The 24219-nt window shown below is 37.8% G+C and carries 29 protein-coding genes, 1 tRNA gene and 2 riboswitches; of the genes, 13 read left to right on the plus strand and 17 right to left on the minus strand.

The annotated features are described in order from the left end of the window. Positions 1–75 precede the first annotated feature (75 nt). From D8M04_RS15620 to D8M04_RS15630, 3 genes are all read left to right on the plus strand, one after another. A complete protein-coding gene (locus D8M04_RS15620) occupies positions 76–798 on the plus strand; it encodes an ABC transporter ATP-binding protein (RefSeq protein ID WP_121524354.1) in 723 nt (240 codons plus the stop codon). A 1-nt stretch (position 799) separates the two neighbouring features. Next, a complete protein-coding gene (locus tag D8M04_RS15625) occupies positions 800–1828 on the plus strand; it encodes an ABC transporter permease (RefSeq protein ID WP_121524355.1) in 1029 nt (342 codons plus the stop codon). A 71-nt stretch (positions 1829–1899) separates the two neighbouring features. Continuing rightward, entirely contained in the window at positions 1900–2523 is a 624-nt protein-coding gene (locus tag D8M04_RS15630) for a TetR/AcrR family transcriptional regulator (protein WP_246001300.1), read from the plus strand. 28 nt (positions 2524–2551) lie between these two features. Here the strand turns inward: D8M04_RS15630 and thiE are convergent, their stop codons facing one another. From thiE to thiW, 5 genes are all read right to left on the minus strand, one after another. Next, on the minus strand, positions 2552–3175 hold the full coding sequence (thiE, locus tag D8M04_RS15635; RefSeq protein ID WP_121524357.1) for a thiamine phosphate synthase: 624 nt from the start codon (positions 3173–3175) through the stop codon (positions 2552–2554). Then, on the minus strand, positions 3172–3948 hold the full coding sequence (gene thiM / locus D8M04_RS15640) for a hydroxyethylthiazole kinase (RefSeq protein ID WP_121524358.1): 777 nt from the start codon (positions 3946–3948) through the stop codon (positions 3172–3174). The genes thiE and thiM overlap by 4 nt, the downstream gene beginning before the upstream one ends. Continuing rightward, positions 3945–4751, minus strand: coding sequence for a bifunctional hydroxymethylpyrimidine kinase/phosphomethylpyrimidine kinase (gene thiD, locus D8M04_RS15645; protein ID WP_121524359.1), 807 nt, complete (start codon positions 4749–4751; stop codon positions 3945–3947). Before thiD ends, thiM begins: the two co-directional genes overlap by 4 nt. Next, positions 4748–5437, minus strand: coding sequence for a thiaminase II (tenA, locus tag D8M04_RS15650; RefSeq protein WP_121524360.1), 690 nt, complete (start codon positions 5435–5437; stop codon positions 4748–4750). The genes thiD and tenA overlap by 4 nt, the downstream gene beginning before the upstream one ends. Before the next feature lie 53 nt (positions 5438–5490). Beyond that, a riboswitch (TPP riboswitch) is annotated at positions 5491–5596 on the minus strand. Positions 5597–5623: 27 nt separating this feature from the next. Then, positions 5624–6118 carry an energy coupling factor transporter S component ThiW gene (gene thiW / locus D8M04_RS15655; protein WP_121524361.1) on the minus strand — a complete coding sequence of 165 codons (495 nt, stop codon included), beginning with the start codon at positions 6116–6118 and terminating at the stop codon, positions 5624–5626. A gap of 83 nt (positions 6119–6201) precedes the next feature. Further along, positions 6202–6305, minus strand: a riboswitch (TPP riboswitch). 196 nt (positions 6306–6501) lie between these two features. On the opposite strand from thiW, the gene D8M04_RS15660 reads away from it, so the two are divergent. The 3 genes from D8M04_RS15660 to D8M04_RS15670 all read left to right on the plus strand — a co-directional run bounded on the left by D8M04_RS15660 (position 6502) and on the right by D8M04_RS15670 (position 9221). Further along, complete coding sequence (locus D8M04_RS15660) at positions 6502–7527, plus strand: LytTR family transcriptional regulator DNA-binding domain-containing protein (RefSeq protein WP_121524362.1); 1026 nt, start codon at positions 6502–6504, stop codon at positions 7525–7527. 141 nt (positions 7528–7668) lie between these two features. After that, a complete protein-coding gene (locus D8M04_RS15665) occupies positions 7669–8517 on the plus strand; it encodes an ABC transporter ATP-binding protein (protein WP_121524363.1) in 849 nt (282 codons plus the stop codon). Then, positions 8514–9221 carry an ABC transporter permease gene (locus D8M04_RS15670; protein WP_121524364.1) on the plus strand — a complete coding sequence of 236 codons (708 nt, stop codon included), beginning with the start codon at positions 8514–8516 and terminating at the stop codon, positions 9219–9221. Before D8M04_RS15665 ends, D8M04_RS15670 begins: the two co-directional genes overlap by 4 nt. A 98-nt stretch (positions 9222–9319) precedes the next feature. Here D8M04_RS15670 and D8M04_RS15675 read toward each other — a convergent pair. The 7 genes from D8M04_RS15675 to D8M04_RS15705 form a co-directional block, all read right to left on the minus strand. After that, positions 9320–9392, minus strand: a tRNA-Ala gene (locus D8M04_RS15675). 205 nt (positions 9393–9597) lie between these two features. Then, positions 9598–9795 (minus strand): ChaB family protein, encoded by a 198-nt coding sequence (locus tag D8M04_RS15680; protein ID WP_121524365.1) that lies wholly within the window; start codon positions 9793–9795, stop codon positions 9598–9600. 227 nt (positions 9796–10022) lie between these two features. After that, positions 10023–11174, minus strand: a complete 1152-nt coding sequence (locus D8M04_RS15685) for a conserved virulence factor C family protein (protein ID WP_121524366.1) — start codon at positions 11172–11174, stop codon at positions 10023–10025. 115 nt (positions 11175–11289) lie between these two features. After that, positions 11290–11538 carry a DNA alkylation repair protein gene (locus D8M04_RS15690; RefSeq protein ID WP_121524367.1) on the minus strand — a complete coding sequence of 83 codons (249 nt, stop codon included), beginning with the start codon at positions 11536–11538 and terminating at the stop codon, positions 11290–11292. A 63-nt stretch (positions 11539–11601) separates the two neighbouring features. Beyond that, positions 11602–12045 (minus strand): YueI family protein, encoded by a 444-nt coding sequence (locus D8M04_RS15695; RefSeq protein ID WP_121524368.1) that lies wholly within the window; start codon positions 12043–12045, stop codon positions 11602–11604. A 153-nt stretch (positions 12046–12198) separates the two neighbouring features. Continuing rightward, a complete protein-coding gene (locus tag D8M04_RS15700; RefSeq protein ID WP_121524369.1) occupies positions 12199–12381 on the minus strand; it encodes a YfhD family protein in 183 nt (60 codons plus the stop codon). Positions 12382–12576: 195 nt separating this feature from the next. After that, positions 12577–13380 carry a TIGR00266 family protein gene (locus tag D8M04_RS15705; protein ID WP_121524492.1) on the minus strand — a complete coding sequence of 268 codons (804 nt, stop codon included), beginning with the start codon at positions 13378–13380 and terminating at the stop codon, positions 12577–12579. Between the two features lie 286 nt (positions 13381–13666). Between D8M04_RS15705 and D8M04_RS15710 the strand changes: the two genes are divergently transcribed. Further along, entirely contained in the window at positions 13667–14614 is a 948-nt protein-coding gene (locus D8M04_RS15710) for an MBL fold metallo-hydrolase (protein ID WP_121524370.1), read from the plus strand. 51 nt (positions 14615–14665) lie between these two features. On the opposite strand, the gene D8M04_RS15715 is transcribed toward D8M04_RS15710, so the two are convergent. Then, on the minus strand, positions 14666–15064 hold the full coding sequence (locus tag D8M04_RS15715; protein WP_121524371.1) for a VOC family protein: 399 nt from the start codon (positions 15062–15064) through the stop codon (positions 14666–14668). 35 nt (positions 15065–15099) lie between these two features. Continuing rightward, a complete protein-coding gene (locus D8M04_RS15720) occupies positions 15100–15852 on the minus strand; it encodes an exodeoxyribonuclease III (protein WP_121524372.1) in 753 nt (250 codons plus the stop codon). Between the two features lie 722 nt (positions 15853–16574). On the opposite strand from D8M04_RS15720, the gene D8M04_RS15725 reads away from it, so the two are divergent. From D8M04_RS15725 to D8M04_RS15750, 6 genes are read left to right on the plus strand one after another with little or no spacing between them, the layout of a single operon-like run. Continuing rightward, a complete protein-coding gene (locus D8M04_RS15725) occupies positions 16575–16943 on the plus strand; it encodes a GntR family transcriptional regulator (RefSeq protein ID WP_121524373.1) in 369 nt (122 codons plus the stop codon). A gap of 21 nt (positions 16944–16964) precedes the next feature. Then, positions 16965–17654, plus strand: coding sequence for an ABC transporter ATP-binding protein (locus D8M04_RS15730; protein ID WP_121524374.1), 690 nt, complete (start codon positions 16965–16967; stop codon positions 17652–17654). Next, on the plus strand, positions 17651–18484 hold the full coding sequence (locus D8M04_RS15735) for a hypothetical protein (protein WP_121524375.1): 834 nt from the start codon (positions 17651–17653) through the stop codon (positions 18482–18484). Before D8M04_RS15730 ends, D8M04_RS15735 begins: the two co-directional genes overlap by 4 nt. Positions 18485–18497: 13 nt before the next feature. Continuing rightward, positions 18498–19772: a hypothetical protein gene (locus D8M04_RS15740; RefSeq protein ID WP_121524376.1), complete on the plus strand. Its 1275-nt coding sequence runs from the start codon at positions 18498–18500 to the stop codon at positions 19770–19772. A 15-nt stretch (positions 19773–19787) separates the two neighbouring features. Further along, positions 19788–20480, plus strand: a complete 693-nt coding sequence (locus D8M04_RS15745) for an ABC transporter ATP-binding protein (RefSeq protein ID WP_121524377.1) — start codon at positions 19788–19790, stop codon at positions 20478–20480. Continuing rightward, a complete protein-coding gene (locus D8M04_RS15750; RefSeq protein WP_121524378.1) occupies positions 20477–21805 on the plus strand; it encodes an ABC transporter permease in 1329 nt (442 codons plus the stop codon). Before D8M04_RS15745 ends, D8M04_RS15750 begins: the two co-directional genes overlap by 4 nt. A 149-nt stretch (positions 21806–21954) precedes the next feature. Here the strand turns inward: D8M04_RS15750 and lipA are convergent, their stop codons facing one another. The 3 genes from lipA to D8M04_RS15765 form a co-directional block, all read right to left on the minus strand. Beyond that, a complete protein-coding gene (lipA, locus tag D8M04_RS15755) occupies positions 21955–22899 on the minus strand; it encodes a lipoyl synthase (protein WP_121524379.1) in 945 nt (314 codons plus the stop codon). Next, complete coding sequence (locus D8M04_RS15760) at positions 22892–23737, minus strand: lipoate--protein ligase family protein (protein WP_121524380.1); 846 nt, start codon at positions 23735–23737, stop codon at positions 22892–22894. The genes lipA and D8M04_RS15760 overlap by 8 nt, the downstream gene beginning before the upstream one ends. Before the next feature lie 125 nt (positions 23738–23862). Next, positions 23863–24198: a thioredoxin family protein gene (locus D8M04_RS15765; protein ID WP_121524381.1), complete on the minus strand. Its 336-nt coding sequence runs from the start codon at positions 24196–24198 to the stop codon at positions 23863–23865. Between the last annotated feature and the right edge of the window lie 21 nt (positions 24199–24219).

Genomic DNA, 24219 nt, shown 5'->3' on the forward strand with positions numbered 1-24219 from the left:
TACTCACTTGACAAAAATGCGGTAAGTGGAATATTATTTATAGTGAGTAATCACTCATTTTAGGGGGAGAGTATAATGGATGATAATGTTTGTATTTCGATTCGTCATGTTTCCAAGACATTTGGAAAACATCAAGTGCTGTCAGGAATAGAACTGGAAATTAAAGACGGGGAAATATTTGGATTACTAGGTCCATCAGGGGCAGGAAAATCTACTCTTGTTAAACAGTTGGCTGGTCTAGATACACCAACAGAAGGCGAAAACTTTTTGTTTCAACAAAGGATGCCATCGCTATCATTAATGAAGCGAATTGGATATATGGCACAAGCAGACGCGTTATATGAGGATTTATCTGCAAAAGAGAATCTGCAATTTTTCTCTACCATATACGGTATTCGAGGAAAAAAACAGAGAGAAAGAATTAGGGAGGTAATGGAGCTAGTCGATCTATCCGCACATTTAAACAAAAGAGTTGCGAATTTTTCTGGAGGGATGAAGAGAAGGCTATCATTGGCTTTATCCTTGTTACATGAGCCTGAATTATTAATTCTGGATGAACCGACTGTTGGCATTGATCCTGTCTTGAGAAGGAACATTTGGGATGCGTTTTACGACTTAAACAAAAGAGGAACGACAATTATTGTAACAACACATGTTATGGATGAAGCGGATAAATGTGACCGTTTAGCACTAATGCGTGAAGGTGCAATTATAGCTGTAGGAACACCAGAGGAATTAAAGGAAAAGTCGAACACAAATAGTTTAGAAGAAGCCTTTTTGGCGTTCGGGGGTGAATAGGTTGAAAGTAATGGCACTAACCAAAAGAATTTTACAGCAAATAGCTCGAGATCGACGTACGATGGCATTGTTAATTGCAGCACCTATTCTGGTCCTAACCATGTTGCATTTAGTCTTTAATGGAGAAGACTATGTCCCGAAAATTGGGTTGGTTGATTTACCTCGTTCTATAGAAAGTCAAATAGATGATACCGGTGCAGAGATCCATGTATATTCTCATGAAGAAGATGCTATGAAGGAGATATCTTCCGGTGAATTGGATGGTTATATTACGTTTGTTCATCATTCTCCTGGGATTACACTTGAGGGTAGTGATCCATCAGTTAATAGTGCAGCAATAAAGTGGATTCGTTCTGCATTTGAGCCGTTACAGGAGAGTAATCCAAAACAAGAGATAGAGATTTCTTATGTGCATGGCTCCAGTGATATGGGATCGTTTGACTATTTTGGACCAGTACTGTTAGGGTTTTTTATCTTTTTCTTTGTATTCCTTATTGCTGGTGTCTCTTTTATACGAGAACGAACTACAGGAACTTTGGAGAAATTGTTATCAACTCCAATTCGTAAATGGGAGATTATTATGGGTTATGTACTAGGATTTGGACTAATAACAATGATTCAATCTACCATAATCGCTTGGTATTCTATCTATGTATTAGGAATGTTAATGGAAGGTTCGTTTTGGCATGTATTGTTGATTACGTTATTTCTAGCTTTGACTGCCTTAACATTAGGAATTCTAATTTCTTCCTTTGCGAATAATGAATTACAAATGATTCAGTTTATTCCCGTCATCGTGGTGCCGCAGATTTTCTTCTCTGGCTTATTTAATCTAGAAACAATATCTGATTGGTTAAGCTGGATAGGGCCATATACTCCATTATACTACGCAGCAGATGCACTGAGAGACGTGATGGTTAGAGGAGAAGGGTTTCCAGCCATCTATCTTGATCTTCTTCTATTACTAGGATTTTCAGCTCTCTTTTTACTATTGAATTTATTAGTTCTTAGAAAATATAGGGAAATCTAACTTTCTTTGCAAGAACATTCTTATCTACTATACTAATATCAAAGAAATCAATAAGGATAAGAGGCGTTAATGTGTCTAAAGATAATGAAAAACTTACCGAAAAACAAAGAGCAATTATAGATGCAGCAATTGAATTATTTGCTGAAAAGGGATTTGCCGCAACTTCTACGAATGAAATTGCGAAAAAGGCAGAAGTAGCGGAAGGAACTATTTTCAAGCATTTTAAGTCCAAAAAGGGATTGTTAATGTCTGTCGTCTCTCCCATGATGGTGAAATTAATGGCTCCCTTTATCAAAAATGATATTAACAAGGTAATAGATAAGGAATACGATACATTTCAAGAGTTTATTCGTGAAATGATAGAAAATAGAACGGAATTTCTGAAGAAAAATCTGCCCTTATTACGAATCCTTATTCAAGAAATCCCTTTTCATCCTGAGTTAAAGGAACAATTTATTGAACATATAGGAAAAGATATTTTCGCTAAATTAATAATTGTTGTGGAACACTTCCAAGCAAAGGGACAAATTATTGATGCAGATCCTTATACTATTATTCGTATGGTAGCTGGTTCGATTTTCGCGTACATTATAGCAAGACATGTTGTCGTACCAGAAGGTAATTGGGATAGGGAAGAAGTGGAAATTGAAAGGATTATCGAATTAATTTCTAATGGTATTACGCCAAGAGAGTAAAAAGTGGGCTGCTATGTGCCCACTTCTTTCATAAAGCTTTCACCGCTTCATGGATGTTTGCTGCTTCAGTGATAGCGGAGATAACAGCAACCCCATCTGCACCGGCTTCACGAACAAACTTTGCATTTACCTGATCTATTCCTCCAATACCAACGATGGGAAGTAGAGGGTATTGCTCTCGAATCGATTGAATCCATTTGATACCCACAGCTTCTTTAGCATTTTTTTTTGTTTTTGTAGAAAAGATAGGCCCAGCTCCTACATAATCAACAAGTGCAATCGAACTGTTTTCAAGCTCCTGTTGATTAGAAATAGAAAGACCGATAAATTTATCAGGAAATCTCCTCCTAACTTCTTCTATAGGAAGGTCATCTTGTCCAACATGAATCCCATCTACATCTAAGACTTCCGCTAATTCGATATCATCATTGATAATAAAAGAAATTTGATGCTTTTTGCAAATCCGACGAAGTTGTTTGCCTAAATTGACTTTGTCTTCACCACTAAGAGATCCCTTACCCTTTTCCCTAAATTGAAAGCTAGAGATCCCTCCTTCAATTGCCTCTAGGAGAATATCAGCTGGATTTCGTTTGCAATTCTGGCTACCCATAATAAAGTATTTATTTAATATTGTTCTATCAAATTTAGTCATGTTATCACGCTTTCTAGTGTTCCAGGGTCCCGAGATAGTGCATCAAGGAAGGAGGCGATAAACGTGCCATTTCCTTGTACACTTGGATTAGCTGCTGCGTAGGATGCAGCTAATCCGTAAAAATGAACGGCTGTATAAGCTTGGTCCTCAATAGGTGCATCCGTTGTTAAACAAGCTGCTAAAATCGATCCTAATAAGCAACCTGCACCAGTCACTTTTGCTAACAGCGGATGCCCCGTTTCATTTGTTATCCGTTCTTTGGTTGTATGAATGATATCTGTTTTACCTGTTAATACCGCTGTCGTTTGATATTTGATAGATACTTTTTCGGCAATTTCTGCTATGTTTCCTTCTCCAATTGACTCCACGCCTTTTGTTTCCCAAGGAGTATCAACTAAATTTGCGAGTTCACCGGCATTTCCTTTAATAACAGTCGGTTTTACTTCTTTAAGTATTTCATTCACTGCATCTGTTCGAAATGATGTAGCAGCCACTCCGACAGGATCTAATACAACAGGTATGCCTTTTTGATTTGCAGCTTGACCAGCAAGTATCATCGCTTTTATATCAGCTCTGGTAATTGTACCGATATTTAGCAGGACGCCATCTGCAAGTGATGCCATGTTATGTGCTTCCTCTTCTGCCTTTGCCATAACGGGTGCTCCACCAAAGGACAATAACCCATTTGCTGTAAAGTTCATGACAACCTGATTGGTTAGATGGTGAATAAGGGGTACATTCTTTCTGACTTGCTTGATAACCTCAAGATTCATTTCACCGTTTCCTCCTCACGTAATGCAAAGTGATTCGTTGGGCCATTCCCAGAACCTAGTGGGAAGGAGTATTTAATTGCCGCAGTAACAAAATGCTTCGCTTTTTCAACGGCTTGATATAGTGTCATCCCCTGACTAAGGTAGGCTGTAATGGCAGCGGAATAGGTGCATCCTGTCCCGTGTGTGTTTTTGGTAGGTATTCTTTTAACGGTAAAGCTATGGAAGCTATCCCCGTCGTACAACACGTCAGTTGCTTCACCTTCAAGATGTCCACCTTTAATTAGCACGGCACCTGCACCAAGATCATCAACTATTTTTACTGCTGCTTGTTTCATTTCGTCAATGTTAGTGATTTTCTCTTCAATTAAAAAGGCAGCTTCTGATAGATTTGGTGTTACTAATGTTGTAAGCGGTAAAAGGTTTTCTCTTAAATAGTCCCGTGCCTTTTCTTCAATTAATGCATCTCCACTTGTCGCAACCATAACGGGATCCATGATATAGGGTTTTTGGATAGATGTTATTTTTTCTGCAATTAATTTCATCATGTCGATGTTTGCGATCATGCCTGTCTTAAAAGCATCAATAGGCATATCAGATAATACAGAATCCAATTGCTCTTTAATGATATCCAGTGGAACGTGATGGATTGCCCCAACACCTGTTGTGTTTTGGGCGACAACAGAGGTAATGACAGACATCCCATAGCTTTTTAGTTCTTGAAATGTTTTTAAATCTGCCTGAATGCCTGCTCCGCCACTAGGATCTGTACCAGCAATGGTTAGTGCACAAGCTACTTGACTCATAGTTTTTTCACCAATCCTTTCGAAGGCCATTCCTCACAAGTGTAGGACATTTCCCAAAAAGCTAATTCAAGTTCACAACTCTTCTGAAATGCTTCTCTAATTTTGTCTTTTTCTTCTGTAGAAGCAGACGCCGCAAGGGCATCCAGTCGGTTGCGCATTTCCATAGTAGATGCTTCAACAGATGGATCACCATAAAAACGAATCCATTCATAGAATGGATTTTCCTCTGTTGGCTGGTATCTTTCCATTAACACTTGTCCAATCTCTAAATATGTCCATGGACAGGGCAGAAGGGCGCCAAGTGTTTCTCCCATTGTTCCGGTTTGTGCATGGTACATCATATGCTTTATATAATGGTCTGCTGTTGGTGGAAGGGGATAACCCTGTAAATCTTCATAGTTTACTCCAATATAATGACAGAACGTATGATGTGGGTGAACCTCATCATTTAAGATAAATTGAATTCGCTGGAAGAAATAGGCAATATCCTCTCTTTTAGAGGATTTGGACAGCCCAATCCCATAAATTTGCATGAACGCATTTAAATATTCAAAATCTGCTTTGATGTAATGAGCGATTGCTTCCTTCGATACGTCTCCCTTTCCAATTCCATCGACAAAGGGATGATCGAAAATGAGCTGAAAGATATGATCATTTTCTTTTCTTAATTGATTGGTGAATGACATGTGAGTGCCTCCTTTAAAATTGGAAGCTACTAGGGGAATTCGAAAGAGGAGTAGATGCATCTCCGCTACTTCCCTCCGCTGGTATTAACCAGATCAGGTCGATAAGGGTCGGATTCTAATCCTCTCAGCTCTTCATACAGAGCACCCCTAGTAGTTTCGTAGATTAATAATATTATCTTTGCAGTTTTATTTTGGGTGTATTGATAAAAATGTATTTGCTTTTACTCGAGATATAATTAACCAGCCAATGATCGAACCTGTAAGGCTGCTGACAAGAAACGGTGGAAGGAATGCAAATGCACCTACTGCACTGCCCATAAAGACATACGCAAAAGGAACTGCAGCAAAAGCTCCAATGATTCCACTTCCTAGACCTTCACCGAATGCGGCAAATCCTTTCTTCCCTGATTTTTTATAAAAATATCCTGCTAAAAATGCACCAACCATTCCCCCTGGAAAGGCGAGTAATGTTCCCAGTCCTAGCAGATTTCGCAAGACGCCAATCATAAAGGCGATGATTACTGCTGGTCCAGGTCCTAACAGTACTCCTGCTATTACGTTAATGGCATGCTGCATCGGGTAAGCCCTAGCAATACCTGCTGGAAACCATATTAATTGAGCGGTAATCGTTCCAATTGCTACAAATACCGCCATCGTCGTTAAAAGTCTCGTCTTATTCATTTTTACCTCCTTTCTAATGGGGGTACACAAAAAGCCTGATCCAAAAGTGGACCAGGCTTTATATCCTGAGAATAATAGGTTGACATTTCGTCACACTACTTCCCTCCGCTGGTATTAACCAGATCAGGTCCATAAGGGTCGGAAACCTATCCTCTCAGCCCTTTATTGGGCACCCCTAGTAGTTGTTGCTTTGCTATTTAAATTTTCTAACATAAGGATAACAGTTTTTTAAGAAAATAACAATTATGATTTTGCTAATTGATCTAAATTAATCTTGCTACTTATACTATTATCTAATTTTAATGCCATTTAATTCCAAAATAATGATATAACAATATTAGTTGGAAAATTTTAAAATCATAAATGGGGGAGAAGGTTAAATAGTGGTACTATTAGCAATTAACAATGTGGAGAAGCATGATAAGGACAACGTCTTATTTCCGTGTTTTTCTTTAAAGGTAGAAAAGGGTGAAGTTGCTGCTATTCATTCCACATTAAACATAAGGAAAACACTAATCGATATGATTAGTGGTGACCATGCTTTGACATCTGGAGAATTGATTATCAATGGAAAAACGCTAAAAGATAAAAAGGATTATTTTAAACAGTTAGGATTATGTCTCTTTGAAGAAGGTCTATATGAAAGATTAACAGCAAAAGAGTATATTTCCTTCTATAGGAGCTTATATGGGTTCAAACAAACGTTTGATTACATTTTGCAGCTTACACAGCTTGAACAAAAGAAAAATATGCGTATAAAGCATTTCTCTTCATCTGAGAAGAGAAGAGTTCAATTCGCCCGAGTTCTTGCAATCGAACCTAGCTTTTATGTTTTCGAAGAGCCCGATTTAAATGTCGATTTGGAAACGAGACGTATCTTTATATCTATTCTGGAACACATACAAAAACAAGGAAGGGGTGCGCTCATTTTAACAGGGAACATGGAAAGTGCACTGACATTTACCAATCATGTCTTCCGTCTTGACGAGAATGGTTTGCGAAAAGTTGAAACGGAACCAGAAGAGAAGGTAATGGAGGAAGCAGAGCCGAAACGAGAAGTTAAAACAGCCCAATTCCATAAGATTCCGACAAAGGTAAATGAGAAGATCGTATTATTTGAGCCTACAGAGATTGATTACATTGAAAGCAATGATGGTCAATCGTTTATTTATACTAAAGGAGAAATGTTTCCGAGCACGCTCACCTTAAATCAGTTAGAGGACCGTTTACATCCGTTTGGATTCTTCCGATGTCATCGATCCTATATTGTGAACCTGCAAAAGGTTCGTGAGGTCATTACTTGGACAAGAAATAGCTTTAGCTTAATTTTAGATGATAAAAACAAATCATCTATCCCATTATCGAAATCGAAAATGGCTGTGTTAAAGGAGCTATTAGGAATGAAATAAAGATTTTATGAATCTGTTCACCTTTCAAAAGCTCCAATCAACCTAAATTATACTCCTTTCATTAAAAATATAGTGTTTTATATTCCTGAACCTATTAATCTAGTGATGTAAGGTAAATGAATGAGCAAAGGGGAATGAGTAGTGGATAATGTAATCGAAGTTAATGGATTAGCAAAAGTCTACGGGAATCAAACAGCATTGGCAGATCTTGATTTTAGCGTAAAAAAAGGTGAAACATTCGGCTTTCTTGGGCCGAGTGGCTCAGGAAAAACGACAACCATAAAAATATTGACTGGACAATTGACTCCAACTTCCGGTGAAGTAAAAGTGCTTGGACTGCCTTTCTCTTCTTTAAGAACATCAGAATATAGGAAGAGAATTGGAGTAATTACAGATAACAGCGGTCTCTATCAACGATTATCGGTATATGAGAATTTAAAATTGTATTGCCAGCTCTATGATGTTCCTTTAACAAGAATCGAAGAAGTATTAAAGACAGTAAACTTAGCTAACGAAGCGAAAAAAATTGTATCTAAGCTTTCTAAAGGAATGCTTCAACGTGTTACTTTGGCAAGAGCGTTTCTGCATGAGCCTGATTTATTATTCTTAGATGAACCAACCTCTGCCTTGGATCCAGTAAATTCAATGCATATTCATAGAGGATTGAAAAAACTGAATGAGAAGGGCACTACCATTTTCCTGACTACACATGATATGAGTGAAGCGGAAAGCTTGTGTGATCGTGTTGCATTTTTACATAAGGGAAATATTCAAATCATGGATGAACCAAAGCAACTAAGAAGAAAGTATTCTGATCATACATTACGTGTGGAATTAAAGAATGGAAAAGAAGTTGTGCTAGCAAATAACAGTGAAGGTGCACAAGAGCTGTATAAGTATATGTCTGCAGACCAAGTCATTTCTGTGCATTCGAATGAACCAACGCTAGGGGACATTTTTGTGGAAATTACAGGGAGGGAACTAATATGACATTTTCGATGAAACGTGCACTTGCTATTTTTCAAAAAGATTTAAAGGATTTATCTAAAAATATGTACATTGGTTCGACGGTATTAATCGTGATCTTACTAGCTGCTTTATATGGGAGAATGGGAGAAGTTCCCCTTGAAATGCATTATTTAGTAATTAATTTTGTGTTTGCTATGGTTACTGCCTTTATTCAGTGTGCAATCATTGCAGAAGAGAAGGAAAAAAATACCCTTAGAAGTTTAATGCTTTCCCCAGCTTCCATGAATGATATTATTTTTGGGAAAAGCTTGGTAACTTTTGTTGTCACCATTCTCACAGTAGTTCTTTGTGCTTGGCTAACGGGTTATCAGCCTGCCGATATCCTTCCTATAGCATTTGCTCTTATTCTATCCACTCTGTTCTATATTGCTTTAGGAACTATATTAGGTTTATTATCAAAGTCTGTAATGGAAGCATCAGTCATTATTCTTCCAGTCGTATTTATCTTTGGGTTCGGATCTTTTCTAATGAGTTACGTTGAAGAATATTCATTCTTAGCGTTTGTTGAATATTTACCAAGTGTGCAGCTTATTGAATTAGCATATGAGGTGGAAGAAGGATTAGGATTCGGAGATCTGTGGTTCCATTTGTTCATTATTGCATTATGGGTAATTGGTTCGGCTATTTTAACGATAATCATGTATAAGAAACGGGAAATGGATTGAGACGATAAAAGGAAATGCCGTCGATATTGCCCGGGAAATGTTAAAAAATAAAAAAATAAAATGGTTAAGCGACAAAATGCTTAACCATTTTTTTGTGATGGAGCATAGCGGGATCGAACCGCTGACCTCTTGCGTGCCACGCAAGCGCTCTCCCAGCTGAGCTAATGCCCCATGTTTAATAACAGTCTTTTATATAAATGATTCTATCAGACTAAGTGAAAAACTGCTACTATTTTATACTTGGGGTATACAAAATTACTAGGTGTAGTCAAAGTCTGTCGAATATGTTTGTCTGCAATAGACAAGGAAGCTTTTCGAGGAGAGGAAAAAGTGAGGGTGAAAAAGAAGGCCCCCACTAGCTTGTATATAACAACGATTACTTTTTAACCCAATTGCCATCGTCATTTTTCTTGTATTTTTGTTTTACTGCACTCCAAGCAACTTTGAAAGGGGTCTCTTCTTCGTCATATTCCTCACTTGCAGAGTTGAACGCTTCTTTGAAAATTTCCTGTGCGTGATGAGGCAGGTTATCCTTTACTGAATCTGGAAGGTCGCTTAAAGAATTATATGGCATATTAAGATCTCCTTTCTTATATTTCTTTACGTTTTCCCTTTAGACAGCCGGGTTAAACGAAAAGTTTGTTCTTGTGTTCTTTGCAGGGATACCTTGTTTTGTCTGTAACATCCTATTATGGGGCGTTAGAAGGTATAAATAATATTGGAACAAGTTTATCTGTGTAAAGTGAAAGTTAAATAAGCAAAAGCTGATAGAACCCCAGCTTTTGCTTGCTTCTTAAACAATCATTTCTTGTTATCCTGTGTAGCCAACGTCATTTGATGCCACACAGAACCTTTTGCATCTTCTCCGCCTTTAATACGCTCTAATGCCAATTTGATTTGCATCCGTACTTCAAATTCAGGGTCATCTGCAGCTTCTTCTAGTGCTGGAATACAGGATTCATCTCCTACTTCATATAGAAACATTGCGGCGCGCCAGCGAACAAGTCTGCTTGAGTCTTTTAATGAAAGAATCATTTCTGGCATAGCTTCTTTGTAGCCTAAGTCAGAAATACAATCACCTGCTGTTCTTCTGACATTCACAGCTTTATCTTTTAATGCTTTATATAGAAGTGGCAGGACATCTGGTTCTTCAATCATTCCTAAGTAAGCAGTGGCAAGTCTTCGGATAGAAGCTTTTTCATCGTTAATTGCTCTTTCAAGTAGCGGTAAGTGTTCAAGTGTTGGATCAAGTCGATCTAATGCTGCGTAGCGAACCTTCCAATTAGGGTCATTCATAACTCCAGGTGAAGGGCTTTGCTCTGTTGGTGGAATAACATTTTGTTTGGTATCTTCTGTTTGATTTGCGTTGATTACCAATCTATCGATTCGCTTTTCGTCATAGCTTGCCATAATCTCTTCTACTATCTCTTTACCGATATCTTCCATGGAGCCATATCGCGGGCGTTGTTCCACCCATTTACGTTCCATAATGAAGTCAGGCGAATGAGAGGAAGCTTCCATTGCCGCATTCATAAAATAGTTGGGCAACCCAAACCGTTTTTCTTCATTTCCATCGTCTAATTTCACCTGAATAGGAATATCCCGATACATCTGAATATAAACTTTCACCTCTCCGAATGCATCATGACTGGTTACGATAGGTTGAGTATGAGAAAGATGATCTTCGGTTTCTTCTGTACCAAGCACTTCTCTCACCTTAGGAAGAATGGATTCCCAGGGAACCTTTGGATTTCTTGCTAAGGCAATAAAGTCAACAACACGGTAAATATTGATAACGCCATGTATTTGAAATAATTCTTTTACATAGGAGGGCGCTTTATTCAAATTCTCACCCTGTTTGTAATTATAATTCTCCCCAGCGGCAAGCTCCTCATCCACATTAATCTTCATTGAGTGTGGACTGGGTGTCGGCTCAATCGACGTAATTCTCATGATTTCTCCCCCTTTGAGATGTATGTGTATGCTGTTATCTATAGAAATTAGTGTACCAGAATTTTGTAAGAAGAGAAAAGCATTACTCTAAGTGGAGAGTAATGCTTGATTACCATTATTTATTAGAATAGTTAGCGAATTGGATAAAATTACTTTCATCCTCTATTAAACCGCATAAAGCACACTGTACGCGATATTTTGGGCCTTTATAAAGATGATGAAAAACCTCTACTTTTTCATTTGTATAATCATTTATAAGTTCTCCGGTATTCGAATCTAGTTTTACTGGTGTGGCTAGTTGTTCAATTATGTTAAAACGAGAACGATTGGTTTTGCAATTTGGGCAACAATATGGATGACTCATTACAAAACACCTCCTAAGTGTAGTATCTGTACTTAGGAAGATTAAATACATGGAAAGGGCTATTTAATTAGAAAACCATTTTTTAAGCTTAGAAAGTAATGTTGAATTTCTAACTTTCTCTTCTTCGTTAGTTTGTTTCTCTTCCTTTAAAAAAATCTCTTCCTTATCAATTGCATAATCATAAGCCAACACAGCGCCAATTTCTGTTTCAATATCTTCGTTTGTAATGATGGTGTATGGAATATTGTATTTTTGGGCTAGTGCTTTTTCTTCTTTCATAAAACGGGATGCGACATGGCCATTCATTATAAGTTTCGCCTCTCTATTATCCTTCATGGCTGCTTCTAAAGCTTTTATTCCCTTATCTGTCATAACCTGTCCAACTGTTAATGCAAGTACAATACGCTCTCTGTAAGTACCCAGATATTTTTGTCTTTCTTCCTCCTTAGGAAGCCGTGTTCCATAAATTCCTTCTGTTAGATAATCATTTACCTCTTTGCTGCTCATCTTCAACCGTCCCTCAATCTTATGTTCTTATTCTAAGTTTAGCATATGTATAGAAGCGATTCACATTAAGTGAATCGCTTCTGGGCAGATAAGAATCCTATGTGCAAGCTAAGCTAGGTAAAGGCTTCATATGCTCATCATATTAAAGCATCTCTATAGCGTATTTCTGCCCTTCACTCGCTTATCTGCTTCACGGCTTCTCTTTACAGCCTCTAGGTCGTCAGCATCTGCCAATTCTTGAGAAAACTCAATGTCAATCCCATCTGAAAGCTGTTGCTTTGGAGTTTGTGCTAACACGTTGTTTCTGTTATGATTATGATCATCTCTTCCACCCATGTTATACACCCCTTTATAGGATTTACATGGATAGTTTATGTTCAAATAGTTTATATTAACGCATACATTTAATGGTATTTCATCCAGACTTATTACTATAATACATCTTCACTAAGTGTGTAAATTAACTAAAGAAAAGTAAGTCTGAGAATAGGAATTGTTCCTAAGCCTTTAATTCTTCAGTAAGGAATCACTTTATCTTCTATCTCCGCCCAACAGGTCGAATAACCCTCCTGCAATGCTTCCTTCTCCTTTGGATTCTGAACCAGGTCTGCCTGGTGCGGATGCAAATACTCTGCTTGCAAGACGACTGAATGGTAAGGATTGAATCCAAACAGTGCCTGGACCTCTTAACGTTGCAAAAAATAATCCTTCCCCACCAAATAAAGCTGTTTTTATTCCTTTAACAAACTCAATGTTGTAATCTACTGAGCCTGTCATTGCAACAAGACATCCAGTATCTACTCTTAATACCTCCCCTGGGGCTAATTCTCTTTTATGGATGGTTCCACCTGCATGGACAAAAGTCATGCCGTCGCCTTCTAGTTTTTGCATAATAAATCCTTCTCCACCGAAAAAACCAATTCCAATTCTACGCTGAAATTCAATTCCAACTGAAACACCTTTTGCTGCAGCAAGGAAGGAATCCTTTTGACAGATTAATTTTCCATCGATTTCACTTAAATCTAATGGGATTACCTTACCAGGGTAAGGGGAAGCAAATGAAACGTGCTTTTTACCAGAGCCTTCATTTGTAAAGGTGGTCATAAATAAGCTTTCTCCAGTGAGGACACGTTTTCCAGCACCGATTAATTTCCCCATAATGCCGGAACCGTGACTTGATGAGCCATCACCAAAAATGGTTTCCATCCTGATTTGATCATCCATCATCATCAAACTTCCAGCTTCTGCAATGACTGTCTCTTGAGGGTCAAGCTCTACCTCTACAAATTGCATGTCATCTCCATAAAGCTTGTAATCAATTTCGTGGTTATTCAATAATATCATTCCTTCCTGCTCTTAATAATAGGTAATACGGAGGGGTCATGGAAAGGATTCATATTTTTCACTTTAATTTTGTTAAGTTGTTTTAAAATAGCTTATTACTGGGAATTGTCTTTTATGTGTGAAGAAAACCATCAGAGGTAAATTTACCCACCAGATGGATGGTTTAGAACTTACAAGAGATTATTAATCATTACTTTGAGTAATTAGAAGGATTTTAGGCGATTATGCCGAATATATGAAAGATATGGAGCTAATTTATTTGTAGGAGGGAAGAATAGTGAAGGGAAGAGATCCGATAAAGCTGGATGAAAGACTATATCTAATTGATGGGTTTGATATGGACATTCCTAATCGGACAGGAACATATGTCATTAAAGAGAAAGCGCTAACATTAGTGGAAACTGGGCCAAGTCCCTCTATAAAATATGTGAAGGCTGGATTAGAAGCACTTGGACATACGCTTGATCAGGTTCAATATATTATTTTAACACATATCCATTTGGACCATTCAGGCGGAGCGGGATTACTAATTAGGGAATGTCCGAATGCAAGAGTTGTGGTACATCCTAGAGGAAAAAGGCATTTAGTAGAACCAAGAAAGCTAGCTGCAGGTGCGAGATCCATCTATGGGGAAAGCTTTTCTGACTTATTTGATCCGATTATTCCTGTACCAGAAGAAAAAATTATTGAAAAAACAGAAGGGGATACCTTGGAGATTGGGCCAGAATGTACGTTGGAATTTCTTGATACTCCTGGCCATGCAAAACATCACTTCAGTATCTATGATCCGGTAAGTAATGGAATGTTCACCGGTGACACGGCTGGAATCTTTTATCAACAGCTTTTAGCGTACGGGGTGGAGTTATATTTACCAAGTACCTCTCCAAACCACTTTAACCCCAATGACATGGAGCAATCGATCGAACGTTTTCGGAAAATGAACCTGGACCGCATTTACTTTGGCCATTTTGGGATGACAAAGAATACGAATCGTGCACTCCAGCAGGTTTCTGAATGGTTAGGTGTTTTTATAGAAGAAGGTGAACAGGTTCAATTAGAAAAGCTGGGTTATGACGCGCTTTCCCAAAGGATGCTTGGAAAGGTAAGAGAGCATCTGCGGGAGCAAGGTATTCCAGATGACAATGAAGTATATATTATTATCAATTTGGATATGCAAGTGAGTGCTTTAGGGATCATTGATTACTTTCAGAAATTAAAGCAGTAGGGAAGAGCACCCGAAGATACCGTTGCGGGTGCTTTTATTAATTATGCTATGCTATTCTTTAGTATAGTTAAGCTCCCATGAGATTCCGTTTTTATCTTTAACAATAGCATGCTTAGCACCCCAGAACGTATCCTGTAATTCCATTTGGATTTCTCCATCTTCTGCTAATGCATGGTATACTTGCGTAATTTCATTTTCGCTTTCAAGCTCTTGAAGTAACAAAATATTACTTCCGACTGTAGGAGATTCTCCAAAAATGTCTGAGAAGTGTAAGATGCAATTACTATTAATATGCAGTTCTGCATGGATGTACTTGCCTTCATGCCCTTTGAACATTTCGATACCATCAGCCAGTTGTGTATTTTTAATTTCGCCACCAAATACGTTTTGATAATAAGCTACTTCTTCTTTACAATTTTTAATTCGAATATAGGGAAGGATTTGCTTCATTCCATTACCTCCAATTGTTTTAACTACTAAATTTATTATTTTAATTCTAACATAATCGGGCAATGATCACTTCCAAGAACTAGAGAGTGTACATGGGAATCGACTAACCTATCCTTTAATCGCTCAGAAACAATAAAATAATCGATACGCCAACCGATATTTCGCTCGCGGATCGTCTTCATGTAAGACCACCATGTGTATAGGTCATCCTTTTCTGGGTAAAAGTAACGCAATGTATCAATAAATCCAGAATTTAATAGACGAGTCATCTTCCCTCTTTCTTCAGTTGTAAAGCCAGAGTTCCCGTGGTTTGTTTTATGATTTTTTAAGTCAATCTCCTGATGTGCCACATTCAAGTCTCCACAATAGATAAGTGGCTTTACTTGATCCAATTGAACTAAATAATCGTATAGTTCATCTTCCCATTCTAAACGGTAATCCAGCCGAGATAAATCGCGTTTGGCATTTGGAGTGTACACATTGACTAAGTAGAAGTCTTCAAACTCTAAAGTTAGAATACGTCCCTCATCTTGTGTTGCCTGTTTTCCAACACCATATTTTACATTTAAAGGCTCTCTCTTTGTAAAAACAGCTGTTCCAGAATAACCTTTTCTTTCTGCGTAATTCCAATATTGATAATATCCCTCCAGATCGAGAGTAATTTGTCCTTCTTGTAATTTTGTTTCTTGTATACAGAAAATATCTGCATCAATCTCTTTAAAATAATCTAAAAAACCTTTTCGGACACAGGCTCTAATCCCGTTCACATTCCAAGATACTAGTTTCATAAATGAAATAAACTCCTCTTTCAACGTAATATTCAATATTGTAGCATAGATAAACAAACCTACCTTAGTGAATTGTGAAAACTTAATGCTGTGGATAGATAGACTGCTGATTAGCTTTATTCAGCATAGTGCATAAATACCGCTCCGGAAATACACTACGCTTTCCGCGGGCGCTGTTGAGCCTCCTCGTGCTAACGCACTGCGGGGTCTCAACTAGGCTTCTTCTCCCGCAGGAGTCTTCGTGTATTTCCTCCGCTAATTAGTGCTTTAAACTCTTAAACTAAAGATGGTAAAAGCACAGTTAAACATAAGTGATTGTAGCGGAGGGCAGTCGACTCCTGCGGGAAAGCGAAGACGCTGAGACCCCGCAATGAGCGGTCTTTGCGAATGAGGAGGCTTAGCGCGAGCCCGCGGAAAGCGTACTGCCCGCAGCGGAAATCACAAGCGCATATTTATAGCTTTGTGTTTTTACGCTAAATATTGGATTAAGTTAATTCACAATATCTATCAACTATGAATATTTTTAAGAATAAGCTAAAAATAGTATTGACAGAAAATGCGTATTAACCATATAATACAGTAGACATGTATTAAATGGTTAATACGCATTTTTTTATAAAAAGTGTATGATGTGATTAATACACCGAAATTTTTTTGATTATATTGTATTAATGGCATAATACACACAGGTATGAAATTAAGAAGGCAGGAGCTGGGTTGTAATGAATGTGATATTTAATAAGCGAGATCCTGTTTACGTGCAAGTTGTTCGGCATTTTAAAGAGCAGATTGCAACAGGTGGCTTTGAACCAGGACAGGAAATCCCCTCAAGAAGAGAACTGGCTAGCAGGTTGAAGATTAATCCGAATACGGCCCAACGAGCTTATAAGGAAATGGAGGAGGAAGGCTTGATTTTTACAGAAGGAAACAATCCGAGTAAAGTGACAAGGGATGAACAAAAGATTCAGGCGGTTAGAGGAGAATTAATTTCAGAAGCAATTGATTCATTTGTTGAGTCCATCCGTCCGATTCGTGTGCCATTAGAAGAAGTGATAGGGCTGCTAAAGGAAAAATATGAAAAAGAACGCTAGAAAGACGGGGGAGGGAAAACGGTGATAGAAGTAAAGGAAATAACAAAGCGATTTGGTTTAAAGAAGGTATTAAAGGGCGTTTCATTTACTGCAAATAAGGGAGAAATTACATGCCTGATCGGTATCAATGGTGTTGGTAAAACAACAGTCCTAAACGCCATAATGAATTTAACTCCAATACAGAGTGGGGAGATTCTAATAGATGGAGAAAAGATATCGAAAAATAGCTATGAAAAAATAACGTTTATTCCAGATGCGATTACGATGCTGCCACAAATGACAATAGGTGAATCGATGCAGTTCATGAAGGACTTCTATAAAAGCTGGAATCAAGCTCGTGCCAAGGAATTACTTGATTTCTTTAAACTAAAGGAAGAAGAAAAGATATCAAGCCTATCAAAGGGAAATACTGCAAAAGTAAATTTATTACTTGGCCTAGCGCTAGACGTCGATTATCTATTAATGGATGAACCATTCTCTGGTATTGATATTTTTAGTAGGGAGCAAATTGCGGATGTATTTACGAGTCATTTAGTAGAGGACCGAGGTGTGATTATAACAACACACGAAATTAATGATATTGAACATTTAATCGATAAAGTCGTACTGCTGGATGAAGGAATTGTAATAAAAGAATTTAATGCGGAAGAAGTTCGAGAGACGGAAGGAAGGTCCGTTGTAGATGTGATGCGAGAGGTGTATAAACGATGATGAATTATGTGAAGCTCGTTAATTTTGAATTAGGCCGATTTATGAAAATTTATTTAGTATTAATTGGAATTACGGTTGTATCTCAAATCGCTGGTGTCATGGTCAGCGCTAACAGCTATCTCAATATTGCTAGTGAAGAAATGAATGTAAATTCGCTATCAATGGATGCATTTCTTCAAATGTATGGCGTGTTTTCTATGAATAACGTGACAAGGACCTTATGGTTTTTCGGACCAATTGCACTTTGTGCTGTGACACTATTAATTTATGTATTGTTTATCTGGTATCGTGATTGGTTTGGAAAAAATACGTTTATTTATCGGTTATTGATGCTCCCGACAGAGCGGATCAATATTTACTTAGCAAAGGCAACAGCTATTTTCTTCATGGTATTAGGTTTAATCGCTTGCCAATTAGCATTGATTCCGATAGAAGGAAAGGTAATGCAATGGATGGTTCCACTTGACTTACGGATAGATTTAACGACTCTGGAAGTTATTCATTCATTCGAATATCTGGGGATAATGATTCCAACAACATTTTCCCAATTTCTTGTACATTACGGGATTGGTTTAATGGCAGTGCTGGTAATGTTTACTGCGGTTCTATTTGAACGCTGCTTTAGGATGAAGGGGATTATATTAGGAGTGGTTTATGCTGTCATTTCCTTTTTTGCCTTTATTTCACCATTGCTCATCAATGAGTTTGTATTTCCGATGTTCTTGTATCCTGGTGAACTTTTTATACTAGAATGTGTTGCGGGATTCATTGTTATAGCATGTGCCATTTGGACGGGACATTATTTGTTAAACAGGAAAATAAGGGTATGATGGGAGGATGAATATGAAACATTATTGGAAATTAATATCCATAATCTTATTCTTTGTGCTAGTTATCGGTACATTTTATGTGCGTGAGGGTGTTGCAGATAATGCGTATCCGGAATTCTCCATTCAGACGGTAAGTGGTGACAAAATGGAAATAGCAAACCTATCTTTAGATGGGGAATATCGCAATAGTCAAACAGGTTTAGGAGACTGGGTTGAAATTACACATGGGGGATCCACATATGTAACAGAGATTTCTTTTTTTGAACAGGCAACTGAAAATTATGTTCACCAACCGTTGAAACGGCTTATAGAGGAATATCGAGGGTTTATGCGCGGGAAATGGCATGGAGGAGAGTACTTTTTTGAAAATGAACAGTTGATTGCTTATGCAGATATTTCTTCTGAACGAAGTAATTCTATTGGCGTAGGAGACCTCAATTTTGAGATTGAGGTTCTTGATAAGGAGTCGGATCAGACAAAATCAATAGAAATGGTTGTTCCCGAGCAGGAAAATTACCAGTATATGCGTGTGGCAGGGGTTCAAGTAACGGGTTCCTATTTGCAGGTGATTACTTATAGTGAGACTCAGGATAGAACCATTGAATATCTAATGTATACCTTTGATATAGATGATTTATCTCTTATAAATCAAGAAACGATTTTTGCCTCTGAGAGGCCAGAACAAGACGGAAACACCTGGGTTGAAGTTAATTTAGAAAATGACTATGAGGATATTGGACCCGTTTCATATTTAGTTTTTAGTAAAGAAGTAATTGAGACCATCCCATTAACGCATGACCCTTCTTCAGGGTATGAGGAAAGAATAGTAGAAGGAGTATTGCTTGCTTATAGTGTGGAAACAGGCGAAAAAAAGGAAATAGAATTACCAGAAACGTTGATTGAACAAATGAATAATGGAGATGGAATGTATGATATGATTTCTGTTCATGAATCCAGTGTATATTTTGGCGCGATGACGGAAAATGGCATAGAAGTTACTCCATATCAGTTAGAAGAGGAAGCATTTGGAGAAAAACAAACATTTAATTATATCACTACTCTAGAAATGGAAGATGATTATTATCACTATTATCCACCACAATTTGTAATGGAAGATAGTAAATTATATTTTGCAGATCCTCATAAGGACAAGGAAAAAGATGTAAGTGTCTATGTTGCTGATTTAAAAACAGGAGAAACATTATATGAAGGAAGTATTGAAATAGAGGGTGCTAATATCATGCAACTGGGCCATGAACTATATATTTATGGTTTAGAAGTAGAATGATTTGGGGTGGATAGTTTGATACAAGTAAAACAATTAAGCCATCATTTTGAGATAGGGAAAAAATCAGAAAAGACGAAGTTATCCGTGTTGGAGGATATAAACCTAGATGTTAAAAAAGGCGAAATAGTTACCGTGGTGGGAAAGAGTGGGTCAGGAAAATCAACCTTGCTTAATCTGATTAGTGGTTTCATTCGTCCAACCCAGGGAGCAATATGGATTAATAACATAGAGGTAACCGACTATACCGAAAAGCAGTTTGCGGATTTCCGTCTTCATCATATGGGTTTTATCTTCCAAAACTTTCAGCTGATACCGAGTATGACTGCTTATCAAAATATCGAACTTCCATTAATTTTAAATGGGGTAAACGAAAAGGATAGAGAAGAAAGAACGAAGGCGATACTGGAGAAAGTGGGTTTAAGTAAATTTGGAAACCATTATCCGAGTGAATTATCAGGTGGTCAGCAGCAACGGGTCAGTATTGCTAGAGCATTAGTCTTAAATCCTCCTCTAATCCTTGCTGATGAACCAACTGGCAGTTTAGACGGTGAAACAGAGGAGGAATTACTGACATTTATCCAGCAATTAAATAAAGAATTAGGTGTAACTTTTCTCATTATTACACATGATGAGGAAGTTGCACGGATTGGTAATCGAACCATTACAATAAGAGACGGGCGTCTATTGGAAGCGGGGAATGTGGTGTGAAGCTGAAGGATAAATTTCGTTTTATAAGACAAAATATTAAAAAAAATAAAGTCCGCACCTTTATGACAATATTAGCGACCGCGATGGGCTGTGCGTTCTTAATTGTATTAGCCTCCATTGGATATGGGATTCAAAAATCTGTTGTAGAAGATACATTGGAACAACAGGTCGTTACCGAAATTGATGTTTACGGCTATGAGGAGGGGCAGGGGAATTATCGCTCCTTAACTTTAGAAGATATTACGTACCTGGAAAATATTGATAATGTAAAAGCAGTGACGAGAAGAAATGAAATACGCCAAATTCCAACCTTTAAAATAGGAGAATATCAAATAGATACAGTTGCAGTGTCGATTCATTATCCGTCAGAAGTGGAATCCGGATTAGAATTAGCAGATGGTGTGTTTCCAAGCGAAGAAAATGAAGTGATAGTTGGTAGTCACTTTGCAAATTATTTAGCAAAAAACGGTGAAGATGTCTATGATGATGAAACGGGAGAGATAAAGGAAGAATTCCTTTACAAAGAATCGATTAAAGGGAAAACGATCGAGATGCAATTTGCAGATAATGATGAGCAAGTTCATACGATCCCGTTAACCATTGTAGGTGTGATGGAAGAACCAACAAGAGAGTGGATGCAGGATCAAAGTGTTTATATTTCTTCAGAAGTGTTAGCGAAAGTAGAAGAAGTAACAGGTACTCCTCGCGGTGAATTAGGGGTAGATCCAGAAGTATATGATTCTACGGAAAGATCAGAGGTATTCGATTCTGTTAGTGTGTACGCTAATAACTTAGAAGATGTACAAGAAATTAGCGACCGACTGGAAGAAGCGAATTATGCTACTTATTCGGTTGTTAGCGAATTGAAGCAAATAAATATGCTCTTCACTGTGGCAAAAGCTGGTTTAATTTTGGTTGGTACCATTGCCATCATCATTGCATCCATTGGCATCTACAATACGATGACAATGGCAGTAACGGAAAGGGCACCGGATATTGGCATTATGAAGGCGATTGGTGCCAATCCAAAAACGATTAAACAGATATTTCTTATGGAGAGCAGCTATATTGGAGTGATTGGTGCAGTCATTGGTGTTGCAGTAGCTTATCTGACAAGTGTTCTTGTAAATACCGGACTCCCACTGATTTTGGAGGCGACATTTGGAGAAGAGCTTCCAGAAGGGTTACAGTTTTCATCGATTCCATTCAGTCTTGTGCTTATTTCTGTAGCCATATGTTTAATTGTAACCATTGTATCAGGACTGAGACCAGCAAAAAGAGCAACGGAATTGGATGTACTGAGAGCAATGCGAAGGGAATTCTAACATAATGATGTTAGAAATGTGAGAGAGCTAAGGATTTCTTATACAAAAAAAGTAGAGAGAGGATGTCCCAAAAGGTAAGTGCTTTACTTTTTGTATACATCCTCATTTTTATTAACTTTACTTCTGTCTAACGAAATCACCTTTTCGTACTAAAACTGAAAATCGATTTCCTTTTCTTCTTGTTCCTCGATCCCCTTCATATATTTAATACGCTTCTGGGCAGCTGCTTGAGTAACTTGCTCATCTGCATGATAAGAGGAACGAACTAATGGGCCAGCCTCACAATGAGTGAACCCTTTTTGAAGGGCAATTTCCTTCAGCTCTTGGAACTCATCAGGGTGATAATAACGAACGACATTTAAATGCGCTTTTGTAGGTTGCAGATATTGCCCGATTGTTAATATATTTACATCATGCGCAAGCAAGTCGTCCATTGCTTGAAGAATTTCTTCCTTTTCCTCGCCTAAACCGACCATAATACTGGATTTTGTAGGTATATCAGGTGCAATTTCCTTCACTCTTTGAAGTAATTGCAAGGAACGGTCGTAGGTTGCGATAGCTCGGACCTTTTTCGTTAATCGCCGAACCGTTTCAATGTTGTGATTAAAAATGTCTGGTTTGCTGTCCATTAGAGTGTGCAAACTTTCGTAATCGCCCTTCATATCGGATGGGAGAATTTCAATTGTACAACCAGGGTTTTTCCTACGAATAGCACGGACAGTTTCAGCAAAAACGGCTGCCCCGCCATCATTTAAATCGTCTCTAGCAACAGCGGTTACAACAACGTGTTTAAGTCCCATGATTTGTACAGAATCAGCTACGCGTTCTGGTTCTCCCCAATCTAATTCATTCGGTAACCCAGTCTTTACAGCGCAAAAGCGACAGCCACGTGTGCATGTATCCCCTAAAATCATAAAGGTCGCTGTTTTTCTTTCACTCCAACATTCATGAATATTTGGACAGCGGGCTTCCTCACAAACGGTATTCAATCGATTGTCGCGCATCAATTTCTTTAATCCTGTATAGGATTGGTTTGTGTTTAACTTAATCTTCAGCCATTCGGGTTTGCGAATATGTTCATATTGTTTAGGCATCTTTAATAGGCTCCTTTACCATTCGTTTGAAATTCCAATCATCACTACGATACTTTGTTTCTGCTAAATGATGCACCTCGTCCCACTGGTTTTCATTGAGCTCAAAAGGATGGAGGCTGATATTTAACCCAATTTTAAACCCTTCAAGGAAGGCAGCTTTCATCATGTCATATGTATGATTCTTGTTGGTTAATTCATTAATGGTGATTGCCTTTGTTTTAAATGCTTCTCTTTTTCGTTGCTTGATTTTCTCTGATGGGAATTGGAATAGGTTATAGAGCATATCGATATTCATGCTCATCGGAATCGAACCATGCTGAAGAAGAACTCCATTTTTCCTTGTTTGTGCATTACCTGATAGTTTCTTTCCATCTACAACCATTTCGTAAAAAGCAGCTTTTTCAAAGCAGACTGCTGTGTTTTCTCTGGAAGATTCTCTATCAGGATAAGCATAGTCGACCTGGATTCCTAGATTCTTATAACCTTCATAAAGTCCTTTAGATAGTATGTGATAAGCTTCACGAATAGAAGTTGGTATTGCCGGATGATCCTCCGATACAACAATACTATAAGTTAATTCATCATCATGCAGAACGGCACTGCCGCCGGTAAGTCTTCTTACAAATTGACATTGATAGTTCTGAATGGCAGCAAAATTGATGGAACGATGGACTTTTTGAAATTGTCCAGCAGATAATGTAGGATTATTCCAGCCGTAAAAACGTAATGTTGGCGGGATGATTCTTTTACTATGCCAATTCAAAAGGCACTCGTCTAATGCCATGTTGATAGCACCATCGAGATGGCCACTGTCTAAGAAGTACCAATCCTCTTTCAATTATTCTCCCCCTTTATAATTGGAAATTTATCGAAATTACCAATTATTAACATAATGGTATCAATTCCGATTATTAATGTAAAGGGAGTGGAAAGGTAGGAATAAAGTTAAAAAGAGGCAGGATGTTATCCAACCACTTTTTCGTAAATCTTATCTAATTTCTCTTCAAGTAAATCCATATGAACAATTCTCGCTTCCCTAATATATTCTTTTCCTTCAATAAATAGCAGAAGAACAGGTACAGTAAAAATAGAGAACTTACCGGCAATTTCCTCCAGTTGCGCTGCGTCAACTTGGGCAGTGTGTATCTCGGGGTATTTTCTCATTAATTCTTGTACTTGAGGCAATAAACTATGACAGATACTGCAATTTGGCCGGGATATATAGATAAAGGATAAAGAATGGTTATTTATAAACTGGTCTACTGAATTTATCGTTGACAAATGGATAAAATCTTTCAAAAAAATCACCTCATATCTGAT

Source organism: Oceanobacillus piezotolerans (assembly GCF_003665065.1).
Classification (GTDB): Bacteria; Bacillota; Bacilli; order Bacillales; family Amphibacillaceae; genus Oceanobacillus; species Oceanobacillus piezotolerans.